The following is a 14,877-nucleotide window of genomic DNA, read 5'->3' as shown; positions in this document are numbered from 1 at the left end:
CTCCTGGGAGATGGAAAGTCGTGGGAGTGGGGGGTATGGACGTGCGGGGGGAGGGCAGCGAGGGCGCCGGGGCTCAGTGGCCGATCGGGCCGATGCGGTAGAGCACCTCTGACTCGTGCCCGTCATCAGGGAAAAGACCCGCGTCGAAGAGGATCTTCCGCTCGACCGACGCGCCGTGCCGTCGCGCGTAGGAGAGGAAGAGCCGCTCGGACGCCGTGTTGTCCGGCGTGATGGTCGTCTCGATCGTGGTCAGCCGGCGTTCGGCGGCGACCTTCGCGGTCAGCCCGTCGAGCAGGGCCCCGGCGAGGCCGCGGCCGCGCTGCTCGTGGTCGACGGCCACCTGCCAGACCAGCAGGGTGTCCGGGCGCTCGGGCCGGATGTAGCCGGTGATGAAACCGGCCGGCTCGCCGTCGGCGCCCCGGGCCACCACCGAGGTCGCCGCGAAGTCGCGGCACCACAGCAGGTAGCTGTACGAAGAGTTGAGGTCCAGCACCTTGGAGTCGCGGGCGATCCGCCAGATGGCGGCGCCGTCGGCGACAGCGGGGGTGTCGAGTCGCAGCCCCTCCGGCATTTCCAGGAATTTCGCTCGCAGGTCGGTCGGTAGATCGGCTTGTGCAGCGGTCATGCGAAGTGAATTTACCGAGCAATTTCTTGAATTGCATCGGGGGGAGGGGTTACGCCAGCGCTTGTCATATGTTATCGCGCGTAGGTGTGCGCACACATGAGGAGTTCACGATATGGCCCGATTTGACCTGGACATACAGGGATGAAAAGGGCGCGATGTGGAGTGTGTCACACGAGGGAAACCTCCTCGTGATGCGCTCGAATCACGCCGTTCGGCCCTGACGAAACCTTAGTGTTTAGGGTCGTGGAAATCGGGCAGAAGGAGACTGCAAGCTGTGTTGATAAAGAATTCGTGAGAATGCGCGGGGGAATTGCGGGACGATGCTCGGTGAGAGCTTTGCGGGAACGCCCGATTCATGTTCCCGTCACGCCGTCGATGCGTTCCCGCAAGAGATCCGCGTGGCCGTTGTGGCGCGCGTACTCCTCGATGAGGTGGACCAGGATCCAGCGGAGGCTGACCGCCTCCGCGCCGCCCATGACGGCCGCCTCCTGAGGCCCGAGCCGCCCCGTGTCGTCCAGGGAACGCCCCGCGCAGATCTCGCGGTTCACGGCGACCTCGCCCTCCCACACCGCGAGCACCTCGGCGAACGTCCTGGACCGGTCCGGGGTGAAGCCGCTGGGGTCCCGGTGGAGCGGCGGCGCCTCGCGCCGGGCGAACACCCGCTGGATCCAGTTCCGTTCGACCTCGGCCAGGTGCTGCACCAGGCCGAACAGCGAGAGGGTGGACGGCTCGACCGGCGTACGCAGCGTCTGCTCGTCGTCGAGGCCCGCGCACTTCAGGGCGAGCGTCGCGCGGTGCATGTCGAGCCAACCCGCCAGCATGGCGGGCTCGTCGGCGGTCGGGGGCGGGATGCGGCGGCCGTCCGGAAGCGTGGTCATGCCCCGCACGCTGCCATGCGAGGACCCCGCGGGGGAAGAGCCGCCCGCGGGGCTCCCGGCAGCGATCCGGACGGCCGGGGGCCGCTCAGCGCCAGGCGTCGGTCACCGCGCGCCGGGCCGCCTCCAGATCGACAGTGAGACCGGCCTCGCCCATCGCGGCGCCGAGGGCCGCCAGACAGGCGTGCACGACACCGCGCGTCGCGTCCGGCCCGTAGTGGTTGACCCGGATCATCTCCTTGGCCAGCGCCCCGCCCCCGGCGACCAGCGGCAGCACCGGGTCGGCGGCCAGCGCCTTGGCGACCAGCTCCGAGGCGTCGGTGCCGGCGGGAGTGCGCAGGGTGGTGGCGACCGGCGCCGCGTCCACGGCCTCGCGCACATAGGGCGCGAGGCCCCCGCCGAGCGCGAGCGCGCCCGCGCGGGTGGCGGCGGCAGCGGTGGCGTGCCGCGCCGTCACGGCGGCCAGGCCCTCGGTCTCGATACGCTCCACGCAGGCCTCCAAGGCCAGCATCTCCAGCTGCGCGGGCGCGTGCAGCAGGGCCTTGCGGCCGGCGTCGATCCAGCGCTCCTTCCAGTCCAGGAGGGAGAGGTAGGAGCGGCGGGGCGCCCGCGGGTTGGCGGCGATGCGCTGCCAGGCCCGCTCGCTCACCGACACCGCGGAGACACCCGCGGGGCCGCCCATCGCCTTCTGCGCGCCGATCACGCACAGGTCCACGCCCCACGCGTCGGGCAGCAGCGGCTCGGCGGCCACCGAGGCGACCGCGTCCAGCATGAACAGGGCGCCGTGCGCGCGCACGACCTCACCGATCTCCGCGACCGGGTTGGTGTTGCCGGTGGCGGCCTCGGCGTGCACCAGCGACACGAAGTCGATCGCCGGGTGCTCGGCGAGGGCCCGGCGCACCTGGTCGGCGGTGACGGCCGTGTGGAACGGCACGGCGAGATCGACGACCGTGGCACCGCAGTCCCGCAGCCAGTCGCCGAAGGTCTGCCCGTAGGGGCCGGTGATCACGTTCAGCGCGGTCGTGCCGGGTCCCGCGACGCCCCGGATGCACCCCTCCAGGGGCAGCAGGGCCTCACCCTGCATGATCACGACGTCCTGCCCGGTGCCGAGCAGCCGGGCCACCCGCGCCTCGATGGCGGCGAAGTGCTGGGCGCTCAGCGGCGCCAGATCCAAAAAGGGGTGCGTCACAGTACTGCTCACGTCACTGCTCACTTCGCTCACGAGTTCGTCCGGGCTGCGGTACGAGCGTACCGACCGGCCCGTGCGGCGGCGTTCCCAGCGCCCCGTACCGCCCGCCCGGAGCGCCTCCTAAGCTGCTGCCATGAGTGATCACGCGGTGCTGCACGTGAAGGGGCGGGTGCTCGTCGGGCCCGAGGACGTACGGGACGAACTGTGGGTCGTCGGGGGCAGGGTGACCTATCAGCGGCCCGTCGCCCCGGCCGCCGAGACGGTCACCGTCGAGGGCTGGGCGCTGCCCGGCCTGGTCGACGCGCACTGCCACGTCGGCCTGGACGCGCACGGCCCCGTCGACGCCGACACGGCCGAGAAGCAGGCGCTGACCGACCGCGGGATCGGCGCCCTGCTCCTGCGGGACGCGGGCTCGCCCTCCGACACCCGCTGGATCGACGACCGCGAGGACTTGCCGAAGATCATCCGGGCGGGCCGGCACATCGCCCGCACGCGCCGCTACATCCGCAACTACGCCCACGAGATCGAGCCCGAGGACCTCGTCGCGTACGTCGCCCAGGAAGCCCGGCGCGGCGACGGCTGGGTCAAGCTCGTCGGCGACTGGATCGACCGCGAGGCCGGCGACCTGACGGCCTGCTGGCCGCGCGACGCGGTCCGGGCGGCGATCGCAGAGGCGCACCGGCTCGGCGCCCGCGTCACCGCCCACTGCTTCGCCGAGGACTCCCTGCGGGACCTGGTCGAGGCGGGCATCGACTGCGTCGAGCACGCCACGGGCCTGACGGAGGACACCATCCCGCTCTTCGCCGAGCGGGGGGTCGCGATCGTGCCGACCCTCGTCAACATCGCCACCTTCCCCGACCTGGCCACGGGCGCCGAGAAGAAGTTCCCCCGCTGGTCGGCCCACATGCGCAGGCTGCACGCCCGCCGCTACGACACGGTGCGCGCCGCCTACGACGCCGGCATCCCCGTCTTCACCGGCACGGACGCGGGCGGCTCCCTGCCGCACGGCCTGGTCGCCGCCGAGGTCGCCGAGCTGACCCGCGCCGGCATCCCGCCCCTGGCCGCGCTCTCCGCGACGACCTGGGCCGCCCGCGCCTGGCTCGGCCGCCCCGGCCTCACCGAGGGCGCCCCGGCCGACCTCGTGGTCTACGAGTCGGACCCCCGCCAGGACGTACGGGTCCTCGCGGCACCGCGGCGGGTGGTCCTGAACGGCAGAGTGGTGGGCTAGCCGGAACCCCTCGACGGAGGCGGCAGGTTGACCGGGCGTTACGCGAGAGCCGCGACCCTCGTTTGTCCGGGCTGATTCGGGGGCGTTGGACGGCCGCCGTACCCGAAGCGGGTGAGCAACGGGTGGTTCCGGGGAACGCACGTGCCGGAAGATTCGAAAGCAAGGTCGGAAACCGCCCTTTGGAGTGAACTCACGTCTCGTTGCTGACTGTTCACTCTGGGTGCGTAAAGATTCCCGCGTCGCCCCCGTCGATGGAGGGCGACGCCCTCGGCGCGCACGTGATGTCCCCATGTGGCGTGCGCCGCCGACGGCCCATGTCTCCCGTGGGGGTTCCACCACCTTGAACAGCAACACCTTCCGCATGCCCGCCCGTCGCAGTCTCGCCGTCGTGGCCACCGCCACCGCCCTCGCCGCCGGTCCCGCGGTGCTCACGGGCGCCGGGACCGCGCAGGCGACCGGCGGCGACCACGACCGCGGCGGCCGCGCCGACGCCGTCGTCCTGCGGACCGGACTCGACGTCTCCTTGCTCGACAAGACCGTGCGCGTCCCGCTCCGGGTCTCCCTCAACGAAGTGCAGGCCCCCGCCTCCGCCGACAAGACGGCGCTCACCGCCCGCCTGGACGGCATCGACGGCGGACGGCCGTTCACCGTGCTGCGCGCGGACGTCGCCACGGCCAAGGCGACCGTCGAGGGCGATCGGGCCGAGGGCCGCAGCAGCCTCGTGCGGGCCAAGATGCACGTGCCGGGGCTGCCGCTGCTCTCCCTCGTCGAGGTCGACCAGGTCACCGCCAAGGCCGTCTGCGAGACGGGCAAGCGGCCCGTCGCCGAGGCGAACGTCCTGGGCGGGGTGACCGTGCTCGGCAAGAAGGTCACGCTGAGCGCCGGACAGGCGACGGAGGTCAAGGTCCCCGGGGTCGGGGAGGTGCGGCTCGACCTGTCGAAGACGCACACGACGTCGCGTACGGCGGCGGCGTCCGCGCTGGAGCTCAAGGTGTCGGTGAACCCGCTGAAGCTGAACGTCGCCGAGGTCGAGGGAACGGTGAAACTGGCGGGGGCCGGCTGCGAGGCGCCGGAGCCGGCGCGGCGGCCGGGCGGCGCGAAGCCGCAGGGCGAACCGGCGAAGCCGGCCGCGCCGAAGGCCCCCGAGGCGAACCTCGCCGAGACCGGCGGCAGCTCGGCCACGCCGTACGTGGCGGGCGGCGCGGTACTGCTCCTCCTCACGGGCGCCGGCGGCCTGGCCCTGACCCGCCGTGGCCGGAACTGACGCCACCCCAGGCTCCTACGCCAGCCGCCCCATGCGGGGTAAACGGGCGGGTGGGCGGGAAACACCCGCCGCGCAGCGGCGGCACAGCCAGGCCCCTACGCCAACGGCCCCACGCGGGGTAAACGGGCGGGTGGGCGGGTAAACACCCGCCGCGCAGCGGCGGCGCGAGCCACCGGCGACCCGGCCTAGGGAAGAAGCACCTCCCGCAACACGGCGAGGAAGCGGTCCGAGGTCCCCCGATCCCGGACCGCGACCCGCAACCACCCAGGCCCCAGGCCAGGAAACGTGTCGCCCCGCCGCACCGCGAATCCCCGCCCCCGCAACCGCTCCCGCACCCCCGCGGCCCCGGGCACCCGCACCAGGACGAAGGGCCCCTCCGCGGGCCCCACCGCCCGCACCCCGAAGGAGGCCAACTCCGCGAGCCCGGTGAGGAGATGGGCCCGGTCCGCGGCGACGCGGTACGCCGCGTGACCGGCCTCCGCCAGCGCCCGCGGCCCCACGCAGGCCCCGGCGGCCACCAGCGCCGGCGTGGACACGGGCCACAGCGGCTGCGCCTGCTCCAGCGCGGAGATCACGTCGGGGGCGGCGAGGACGTAACCGATGCGCAGCCCGGCGAGGCCCCACGTCTTGGTGAGGCTGCGCAGCACCACGAGGCCGGGCACGTCCGTCCGTCCGGCCAGCGCCTCCCGCTCGCCCGGCACGGCGTCCATGAACGCCTCGTCCACGACCAGGATCCGCCCGGGCCGCGCCAGCGCGGCGACCGAGGCCGCCGGGTGGAGCACGGACGTCGGGTTCGTGGGGTTGCCGATGACGACGAGGTCGGCCTCTTCGGGGATCGCCGTCGACCCGGTGAGCCGGAAGCCGTCCGCCTCCCGCAGCAGCACCCGCCCCACCTCGTGCCCGGCGTCCCGCAAGGCCGCCTCGGGCTCGGTGAACTGCGGATGCACGACGACGGGCCGCCGCACCTTCAGGGCGCGGGCGAGCAGGACGAACGCCTCCGCCGCCCCCGAGGTGAGCAGCACCCGGTCGGGTGGCACCCCGTGCCGTGCCGCCACCGCCTCCCGCGCCCGCCGGCCGTCCGGGTAGGCCGCGAGGCCGTCCAGGGAAGCGGCGATGACGTCCTTGAGCCACACCGGGGGAGTGTCGGCCCGTACGTTCACCGCGAGGTCGGTGAGGTCCGCGCCGTCGTCCCGCACCTCCGCGTCCCCGTGGTGGCGCAGGTCGTGGCCGAGGCCGGACCGCTCGGAGCCGTCGACGCGGCGCGCGACCGCGCACGTGGCCATCGCCGGGCGCCCGGCCGGCGCCGACTTCCTTTTGGGGACGAGCAGTTCACCGCCGCCACGCAGCGCCGCCGCCTCCGCGACGGACGGCGTCCCGACGGCCGCGCGGGACCGGTCGGTGGGGTTCGGCACCCGCACGTCCGCCAGCTCCCGCGCCGGGTACGCCACGAGCGGCACCCCGAGCCGCGCCGCCGCCCCGACGATGCCCGGCTCCCGCGCCTTCACGTCGACGGTCGCCAGCTCGGCCACCGCCCCCTCGTCGAAGCCGGCCTCGGCGACCGCGTCCCGCACGAGCCCGAGCACCTCGTCGAGGGAGGCGCCCTCGCAGGCGCCGACGCCCACGACCAGTACCTGGACGTCAGCCATGGAGGGGTCCTTTCATACGAGGAGGGGGGACACGGGGTGCGGGATGCGCGCGGGAGGGCGGTGATCCGCTAGCAAGGGGCCATGGCGGTGTTCGTGGCGCTCGGCGCCTTCCTCATGACCCTGGTGGGCGGCTGGACGGCCCAGCGGGTCACCGACCGGCGCCATCTCGTCCTCGGGCTCGCGGGCGGCCTGATGCTCGGCGTCGTCGGCCTGGACCTGCTGCCGGAGGCGCTGGACGCGGCCGGGCGGCCGGTGTTCGGCGTACCGGCGGCGCTGCTGCTGTTCGTGGCCGGCTTCCTCGCCGCCCACCTCGTGGAACGCCTCCTCGCGGGCCGCCAGGCCGCGCACGGCGCGGGCGAGCACGCGCACGGCCGGGTCCCCCAGGTGGGGCTCACGGCGGCCGCCGCGATGGTCGGCCACAGCGTCATGGACGGCGTCGCGATCGGCGCCGCCTTCCAGGTGGGCGGCGGCATGGGGGCGGCCGTGGCGCTCGCCGTCATCGCCCATGACTTCGCGGACGGCTTCAACACGTACACGATCACCAGTCTGTACGGGAACGCCCGCCGCAAGGCCCTCGCGATGCTGTTCGCGGACGCGCTGGCCCCGGTGGCCGGCGCCGCCTCGACGCTGCTGCTCACCATCCCGGAAGAACCGCTCGGCGGCTATCTCGGCTTCTTCGGCGGCGCGCTGCTCTACCTCGCGGCGGCCGAGATCCTGCCCGAGGCGCACCACGACCACCCGGCCCGCTCGACGCTGCTGTGCACGGTGGCGGGCGCGGCGTTCATCTGGCTGGTGGTGGGCGTCGCCGAGTGAGCGGCGGCGCGCGGTCACGGCGTACATCTGTCGACGAAGCGGCGCGCGACGTCCGGCCGCGCGGCCCAGTGCGTGTGCAGATAGCTGGCGTGCACGTTCGCCTGTACGAAGCCCTCGACGCGCCGCTCGGGCGCGTGCAGGCCCCAGGCGGGCGCCGCCCCCGCGCCGGGCTCCACGACGGTGCGGTGGAACTCGTGTCCCCGCGCCCGCGTCCCCGCCGCCGCGAGCACGCTGTCCGACACGGCCACGGCGTCCCGGTACCCGAGGGTGAGCCGCCCCGACATCCGCGCCCCGGCGTCGAGCACCCCGCACATCGGCTTTCCGTCCAGCTCGCGGGCCAGGTACAGCAGCCCCGCGCACTCGGCGGCCACCGGCGCCCCGGAACACGCCAGCTCCGCCACCGCCTCGCGCAGCGGCTCGTTGGCGGACAGCTCGGGCGCGTACACCTCGGGGAAGCCGCCCCCGATGACCAGCCCGGCGGTCCCGTCCGGCAGCCGCTCGTCCCGGAGCGGGTCGAAGGTGACGACCTCGGCCCCGGCGGCGGCGAGCAGCTCCGCGTGCTCGGCGTAGGAGAAGGTGAAGGCGGCCCCGCCGGCGACGGCCACCACGGGCCGTCGTGCGGGCGCCCCCCGGCCCGTCGTGGGCCCGGTGCCGGGGGAGGGCGCGGACGCACCCGGCGAAGCCGGTGCCGGCCCGAGCCCCGCCGCGGGGTCCCACGCCTCCCCCGACAGGGGAGCCGCACCGCGCGCCAGGGCGAGGAGGGCGTCCAGGTCGCATCCCGCCCGCACCTGCGCGGCGAGCGCCGCCACGGAGGCCACCGCGTCGGCGTGCCGCTCGGCCACCGGCACGAGCCCCAGGTGCCGCGACGGCGTGTCGACCTGCGGCGCACGGCGCAGCGCGCCGAGCACCGGCACCCCGGACTCCTCCAGCGCCTCCCGCAACAACAGCTCGTGCCGGTCCGAGCCGACCTTGTTCAGGATGACGCCCGCCACCCGCACCCCGGGGTCCCACGAGGCGAAGCCGTGCACCAGCGCCGCCACCGACCGGGACTGCGAGGACGCGTCCACGACCAGCACCACCGGCGCCCGCAGCAGCTTGGCGACATGCGCCGTCGACGCCAGCTCCCCCTGGCCCGCGGCACCGTCGTACATCCCCATCACGCCTTCGATCACGGCGAGATCGCACCCGGCGGACCCGTGCGCGAACAGCGGCGCGATCAGGTCGGGCCCGCACAGGTACGCGTCGAGGTTGCGGCCGGGGCGGCCGGTCGCCAGCGCGTGATAGCCGGGGTCGATGTAGTCGGGCCCGACCTTGTGCGGGGACACGGCGAGCCCGGCCGCCGCGAAGGCGGCCATCAGGCCCGTCGCGACGGTCGTCTTGCCGCTGCCCGACGACGGCGCCGCGATGACGAGGCGAGCTACCACTCGATGCCCCTCTGGCCCTTCTGGCCGGTGTCCATCGGGTGCTTGACCTTGGACATGTCGGTGACGAGATCCGCGAAGTCGACCAGCTTCCGCGGGGCGTTGCGGCCGGTGATGACCACGTGCTGGGTGCCGGGACGGTCGCGCAGGACCTCGACCACCTCGTCCGTGTCGATCCAGCCCCAGTGCATCGGATAGGCGAACTCGTCCAGGACGTACAGCTTGTACGTCTCCTCGGCGAGGTCGCGCTTGACCTGCTCCCAGCCCTCGCGGGCCTTGTCCTCGTTGGTCGGCTCGCCCTCGGCGGGAGCGCGCTGGATCCACGACCAGCCCTCGCCCATCTTGTGCCAGGCGACCGTGCCGCCCTCGCCGGAGGCGCCGAGCACCTTCAGCGCGTTCTCCTCGCCGACCTTCCACTTCGCCGACTTCACGAACTGGAACACCCCGATCGGCCAGCCCTGGTTCCAGGCCCGCAGCGCGAGCCCGAACGCGGCGGTCGACTTGCCCTTGCCGACGCCCGTGTGGACGAAGACGAGCGGGCGGTTGCGGCGCTGGCGTGTCGTGAGCCCGTCGTCCGGTACGACACTCGGCTGTCCCTGCGGCATCAGGCGGCCCTCCTCGTGGGCGAGTTCATTCCCTGTACGTTCTTGACCAGACCGGCGATCGAATCCGCCCGCAGCTCGTCCAGCGTCACGGCCGTCCCGCCGAGCTCGCCCGCCAACTGCCCGGCCAGACCCAGCCGTACGTAACCCGACTCGCAGTCCACGACCACCGAGGCGACGCCCTCGGCCGCGAACAGCCGCGCCGCGCGCCCCGCCCGGGCCACCGGCTCCACCCCGCCCGTGGCGCGCCCGTCCGTCACCACGACCACCAGCGGCCGCCGCGCCGCGTCCCGCAGCCGCTCGACGCGCAGGACGTCGTGCGCCTTCAGCAGGCCCGCGGCCAGCGGGGTGCGCCCGCCGGTCGGCAGCGATGCGAGCCGGGCCGCGGCCGCGTCCACCGACGACGTCGGCGGCAGCGCCACCTCGGCGTCCTTGCCCCGGAACGTCACCAGCCCCACCTTGTCGCGCCGCTGGTAGGCGTCGAGCAGCAGGGACAGGACGGCGCCCTTCACGGCGCTCATCCGCTGCCGGGCCGCCATCGACCCGGAGGCGTCCACGACGAACAGCACGAGGTTGCCCTCACGGCCCTCCCGCGTCGCCTGCCGCAGATCGTCACGGCGGACGACCAGCCCGGGGCCGGAGCGCCCGCGCGCCTTCTGGTGCGGCGCCGCGGCCTGCACGGTCGCCGCCAGGTGCAGCTTGGTCAGCGCGCCCCGGGGACGCCGCGAACCCGTCGTGCGGCCGTGCTCGGTCCGGGCCCGCGAGCGCCGCCCGGCGGCGCCCTCGCCGATGCCGGGCACGCTCAGCGTCTTCGTGCGGAACGGCTCGGCGGCGCCCACCGCCCGCTGCTCACCGGCGCCCGCACCCGGGGCGGGCTCCTGCGGGGCCGGCGCCTCGTCGGGTCCCGGCCCCTGCTGCTGGGAGGGCAGGTCGGGGGCGGTGGGACCGTCCGCGGGGGGCTGCCCGCCGCCCGGGCCGCCGCCGGGGCCGCCGCCGTCGGGATCGTCGTCGCCCTCCGGCGGCTCGGGCTCCTCGGCAGTGCCGTCCTCGCGGGCCTCCTCCAGCGTCTCGTCGAGCTTGTCCTCGTCCAGCCCCGGCGCGTCGAAGGGGTTGCGGCGCCTGCGGTGCGGCAGCGCGAGCAGCGCGGCCTGCCGCACGTCCTCGCTCGTGACGTCCGTACGCCCCGCCCAGGCGGCCAGCGCCGTCGCCGTGCGCGCCATCACGATGTCCGCCCGCATCCCGTCCACCTCGAACGCCGCGCAGGTCGCCGCGATCTGACGCAGCGCCCCGTCGCCCAGGACGACCTGGGGCAGCAGCGCCCGCGCCGCCACGACCCGCTCGCGCAGCGCGGCCTCGTCCGCGGCGAAGCGCCCCGCGAAGGCCTCGGGGTCGTCGTCGTACGCGAGCCGCCGCCGCACGACCTCCACGCGCTGGTCGGTGTCCCGGGACGCGGCCACCTCCACGGTCAGCCCGAACCGGTCGAGCAGCTGCGGCCGCAGCTCGCCCTCCTCGGGGTTCATGGTGCCGACGAGCAGGAACCGCGCGGCGTGCCGCACGGACACGCCCTCACGCTCGACGTACGAGGCGCCCATCGCGGCGGCGTCCAGGAGCAGGTCGATGAGATGGTCGTGCAGCAGATTGACCTCGTCCACGTACAAGATGCCGCGGTTCGCCGCGGCCAGCAGCCCGGGCTCGAAGGCCTTGACGCCTTCCGCGAGCGCGCGCTCGATGTCGAGGGACCCGACGAGACGGTCCTCGGAGGCGCCCACGGGCAGCTCCACCATCCGCGCGGGCCGCGCCGTGGCACCGCCCGCCTCGTGCGGGCCGTCGGGGCAGTTCGGGTCGGGCGCCGCCGGGTCGCACGAGAAACGGCATCCGGCGACGATCGGCACCGGCGGCAGGAGCGCCGACAGGGCGCGTACGGCGGTGGACTTGGCGGTGCCCTTCTCACCCCGTACGAGCACGCCGCCGACGGCGGGCGAGACGGCGTTCAGCAACAGCGCGAGCCGCAGGTCGTCCTGCCCGACAAGAGCGGTGAACGGATACGGGGTACTCACAGAGCCTCCTTGGTGCGGTGGTGCGGGGCGGTGCTCATGACGGCGCGCCCGGCGCGATGAACGGCAGGCCGGCCGGCGCGCCCTTCTCGATCAGGCGCGACAGCCCGTCCGTGTCCGCGTGTTCTTCGATCAGGTCACCGAGCAGGTCCAGCTGCTCCTCGCGCAGGGCGGCGAAGCTGGTGTCCGGCGCCGGCACGAAGCGGCGCCCGGCCGCGCGCGCCACCTCGGTGAGGAAGCGGCGCCGGAACGCGTCGCTCTCCAGCGACCCGTGCCAGTGCGTGCCCCACACCTCACCGACCCGGCAGCCGTCCAGGAACGGCTCCCCGCCGGCGACCTCGGCGACCCCGTGATGGATCTCGTACCCCTCGACCGGTTCGCCGAGGGCCTCGCCGACCGGCCGGGCCAGCGTCTTCTCCCGGGCGAACCGCACCCGCACCGGCAGCAGGCCGAGCCCGTCCACCGAGCCCGCCCGCGACTCGACGTCGTCCTCGATGTGCTCGCCGAGGACCTGGAAGCCGCCGCAGATCCCGAGCACCGGACGCCCCTCGGCGGCCCGGCGCGCCAGCGCGTCCGCGAGCCCGCGCTCCCGCAGCCACTGGAGCGCCCGTACGGTCCCCCGGGTGCCCGGCACGACCACGAGGTCGGCGTCGACCAGCTCCTCGGCCCGGTCCACGAACCGCACGACGACACCCGGCTCGGCGGCCAGCGCGTCCACGTCCGTGAAGTTGGACATCAGCGGCACCGCGCACACCGCGACCCGCAGCACGTCCGCGCCGACCGGCGGCGCCACGGCCGACTCCCGCACGGCGCCCCGCAGGGACACCCGCAAGCCGTCCTCCTCGTCGATGCCGAGCCCGTGCCGGTAGGGCAGCACACCGAAGGTGCGCCGGCCGGTGAGGCCCTGGAGCATGTCGAGGCCGGGTTCGAGGAGCGAGACGTCCCCCCGGAACTTGTTGACGAGGTATCCGGCCACCAGCTCCTGGTCGGCCGCGCTCAGCAGCGCCGTCGTCCCGAAGAACGAGGCGAACACCCCGCCCCGGTCGATGTCCCCGACCACCAGGACGGGGAAGCGGGCGGCGCGCGCGATGCCCATGTTCACGATGTCGGTGCGCCGCAGATTGATCTCGGCGGGGCTGCCCGCGCCCTCGCAGATCACGACGTCGTACGTGCTCCGCAACTCCTCCAGACACCCCACGACGGTCTCCAGGAGCGCCTGGCGCCCTCCCGGCTGCGGTGTCCCGGAGGACGCCCCGCCGGGCCCGCCGAAGAACCCGCGCGCGCTCATCTCGCCCACCGGCTTGCCCATGAGGACGACCTGGCTGGAGCGGTCGCTGCCCGGCTTGAGCAGGACGGGGTTCATCAGCGCGCTCGGCTCGACGCGGGCGGCCTGCGCCTGCATGGCCTGCGCCCGGCCGATCTCGGCGCCCTCGCGGGTCACGAAGGAGTTCAACGACATGTTCTGCGCCTTGAACGGCGCGACGGACACGCCCTTGCGGGCGAGCCACCGGCAGATCCCCGCGGTGACGACGCTCTTCCCGGCGTCCGATGTGGTCCCGGCGACCAGCAGTCCACCGCTCATGCTCTTCTCCCTGACTTCGCCGCTCGCGGCGACCTCGTCGACCCCAGCACCCGCCGGGCCGCCACCGCGACCCCCAGCGCCAGCCAGCTGACCCGCCGGGAGAGCCGCACGGCCCGCTCGATGTCCGCCACGCGCACGTCCCGCCCGCCCGCGTTCAGCACGGGCCGGTGCTCGACCCGCCCCCCGTACGAGAGGGTGCCGCCGAGCCGTACGCCCAGCGCCCCCGCGAAGGAGGCCTCGACGGGACCGGCGTTCGGGCTCGGGTGCTTGGCGGCGTCCGCGCGCCACGCCCGCACCGCCCCCGAGGGCGAACCCCCGGCCAGCGCCGCGAGCCCCGCGGTGAGCCGGGCCCCCGGCCAGCCGAGGACGTCGTCCAGCCGGGCCGACGCCCAGCCGTAGCGCCGGTACCGGGGCGACTTGTGCCCGACCATCGCGTCGAGGGTGTTCACGGCGCGGAAGGCGACGAGCCCCGGCACCCCGCCGACGGCGCCCCACACCAGCGCGCCGACCACGGCGTCCGAGGTGTTCTCGGCGACGGACTCGACCACGGCGCGCGCGATGCCGTCGCGGTCCAGCGCCTGCGGGTCCCGGCCGCACAGATGGGGCAGCCGCTCCCGGGCCACCTCGATGTCCCCCGCTTCGAGGGCGCCGCCGACGGCCCGCGCCTCCCGGCCCAGCGAGGTCCCGCCGACCACGGCCCAGGTCGCGGCGGCGGTCAGCGCGACGGACGCGGCGGGGGAGCGGCGCACGAGACGGGCGGCGAGGGCGGCGGCTCCCGCCGCGCCCCCGGCGCACACCACGGCGTGCAGCGCGCCCCATCCGCGGTGGTCGCGCCACAGCAGCCGTTCGACGGCGCCCGCCGCCCGGCCGAACCCGGCGACCGGATGGCCGCGGCGGGGATCGCCGAGCAGCAGGTCGCCCAGGAGGCCGGCGGCGGCGCCGTACGCGAAGTCGCGGTCGGCACTCATCGGCTCAGCCGGCCGCTGTGCCGAGAAGGGAGCTGACGCTCGGGGAGTGGTCCGGCAACGGGCGGCCGCGCATGGCGATATGTCCTCACTCAGGGTGTCCGCGCCCTGGTTCGACGTGATCGGCGGCGAGAGTTCCTGGCTTTCCGGGGGAGCGTCCGTGACGGCCTCCCGGTGACAGTGGCGGGACCGCGCCGGATTCGCACCGGCTTCCTCTTCTGCCGCCGTAGTTGGCCCCGGAAGTCCACCACGCCCCGCGAACGCCCGTCAACTCGCCGTTGACCTGCGGCGGGAGAGTGTGCGGAGCCCCACATACGACGGTGGGGCGCCGGACGTGAACACACGTCCCGCGCCCCACCGGGGAGTCGCCGCCGTCAGGCGACGATCAGATAGATCCCGTACGCCACGGCTGCCGCGCACAGGGCGAAGCAGGCGTACGCGCCGGTGCGGGCCAGGGTCGCGGAGCCGCCGGCCGGGGCGGCGGCGGCCGTCTCCTGCTTGGAGAGGCCGACGACGCCGAGGGTGAACAGGCCCACGAGAGCCACCGTCACGGCGAGGCTGACTCCGAAGACCGAACCGAGAGCTGCCCAGTCGATGTGCATGCTGATGTGTC

At 74.7% G+C, this 14,877-nt stretch carries 13 protein-coding genes and 1 riboswitch; of the genes, 3 read left to right on the top strand and 10 right to left on the bottom strand.

Features of this window, described 5'->3' with window-relative positions; translation table 11 throughout:
* Positions 1–73: 73 nt before the first annotated feature.
* The 3 genes from ectA to ACZ516_RS00395 all read right to left on the bottom strand — a co-directional run bounded on the left by ectA (position 74) and on the right by ACZ516_RS00395 (position 2,689).
* Positions 74–625 (bottom strand): diaminobutyrate acetyltransferase, encoded by a 552-nt coding sequence (gene ectA / locus ACZ516_RS00405; protein ID WP_361084248.1) that lies wholly within the window; start codon positions 623–625, stop codon positions 74–76.
* A 353-nt stretch (positions 626–978) separates the two neighbouring features.
* On the bottom strand, positions 979–1,503 hold the full coding sequence (locus tag ACZ516_RS00400) for a DinB family protein (RefSeq protein ID WP_361084245.1): 525 nt from the start codon (positions 1,501–1,503) through the stop codon (positions 979–981).
* 85 nt (positions 1,504–1,588) lie between these two features.
* Positions 1,589–2,689, bottom strand: a complete 1,101-nt coding sequence (locus ACZ516_RS00395) for a pyridoxal-phosphate-dependent aminotransferase family protein (RefSeq protein WP_469008690.1) — start codon at positions 2,687–2,689, stop codon at positions 1,589–1,591.
* Positions 2,690–2,822: 133 nt separating this feature from the next.
* Here ACZ516_RS00395 and ACZ516_RS00390 point away from each other — a divergent pair, with 133 nt between their 5' ends.
* Both ACZ516_RS00390 and ACZ516_RS00385 read left to right on the top strand, forming a co-directional pair.
* A complete protein-coding gene (locus ACZ516_RS00390; RefSeq protein ID WP_469007803.1) occupies positions 2,823–3,917 on the top strand; it encodes an amidohydrolase family protein in 1,095 nt (364 codons plus the stop codon).
* Between the two features lie 340 nt (positions 3,918–4,257).
* Complete coding sequence (locus ACZ516_RS00385) at positions 4,258–5,181, top strand: SCO1860 family LAETG-anchored protein (RefSeq protein ID WP_469007801.1); 924 nt, start codon at positions 4,258–4,260, stop codon at positions 5,179–5,181.
* Positions 5,182–5,366: 185 nt separating this feature from the next.
* On the opposite strand, the gene cobC is transcribed toward ACZ516_RS00385, so the two are convergent.
* Positions 5,367–6,827, bottom strand: a complete 1,461-nt coding sequence (gene cobC / locus ACZ516_RS00380) for an Rv2231c family pyridoxal phosphate-dependent protein CobC (protein WP_469007799.1) — start codon at positions 6,825–6,827, stop codon at positions 5,367–5,369.
* Between the two features lie 81 nt (positions 6,828–6,908).
* On the opposite strand from cobC, the gene ACZ516_RS00375 reads away from it, so the two are divergent.
* Positions 6,909–7,640 (top strand): ZIP family metal transporter, encoded by a 732-nt coding sequence (locus tag ACZ516_RS00375; protein ID WP_361084233.1) that lies wholly within the window; start codon positions 6,909–6,911, stop codon positions 7,638–7,640.
* A 14-nt stretch (positions 7,641–7,654) separates the two neighbouring features.
* Here the strand turns inward: ACZ516_RS00375 and ACZ516_RS00370 are convergent, their stop codons facing one another.
* The 6 genes from ACZ516_RS00370 to ACZ516_RS00345 form a co-directional block, all read right to left on the bottom strand.
* Positions 7,655–9,064 (bottom strand): cobyrinate a,c-diamide synthase, encoded by a 1,410-nt coding sequence (locus ACZ516_RS00370; RefSeq protein WP_469007798.1) that lies wholly within the window; start codon positions 9,062–9,064, stop codon positions 7,655–7,657.
* On the bottom strand, positions 9,058–9,666 hold the full coding sequence (gene cobO / locus ACZ516_RS00365; protein ID WP_358590696.1) for a cob(I)yrinic acid a,c-diamide adenosyltransferase: 609 nt from the start codon (positions 9,664–9,666) through the stop codon (positions 9,058–9,060). The genes ACZ516_RS00370 and cobO overlap by 7 nt, the downstream gene beginning before the upstream one ends.
* Positions 9,666–11,720, bottom strand: a complete 2,055-nt coding sequence (locus ACZ516_RS00360) for a putative cobaltochelatase (protein ID WP_469007796.1) — start codon at positions 11,718–11,720, stop codon at positions 9,666–9,668. Before ACZ516_RS00360 ends, cobO begins: the two co-directional genes overlap by 1 nt.
* Before the next feature lie 34 nt (positions 11,721–11,754).
* Entirely contained in the window at positions 11,755–13,299 is a 1,545-nt protein-coding gene (locus ACZ516_RS00355; RefSeq protein ID WP_358700354.1) for a cobyric acid synthase, read from the bottom strand.
* Positions 13,296–14,267 carry a cobalamin biosynthesis protein gene (locus ACZ516_RS00350; protein WP_361084218.1) on the bottom strand — a complete coding sequence of 324 codons (972 nt, stop codon included), beginning with the start codon at positions 14,265–14,267 and terminating at the stop codon, positions 13,296–13,298. Before ACZ516_RS00350 ends, ACZ516_RS00355 begins: the two co-directional genes overlap by 4 nt.
* 129 nt (positions 14,268–14,396) lie before the next feature.
* Positions 14,397–14,519: riboswitch (cobalamin riboswitch) on the bottom strand.
* Positions 14,520–14,638: 119 nt separating this feature from the next.
* Complete coding sequence (locus ACZ516_RS00345) at positions 14,639–14,866, bottom strand: hypothetical protein (RefSeq protein WP_469007794.1); 228 nt, start codon at positions 14,864–14,866, stop codon at positions 14,639–14,641.
* Positions 14,867–14,877 lie beyond the last annotated feature (11 nt).

This window comes from Streptomyces sp. NPDC034037, from assembly GCF_055575715.1.
The sequence above is the reverse complement of the archived record's forward strand: the minus strand, read 5'-3'. Positions and strand labels throughout refer to the sequence as shown.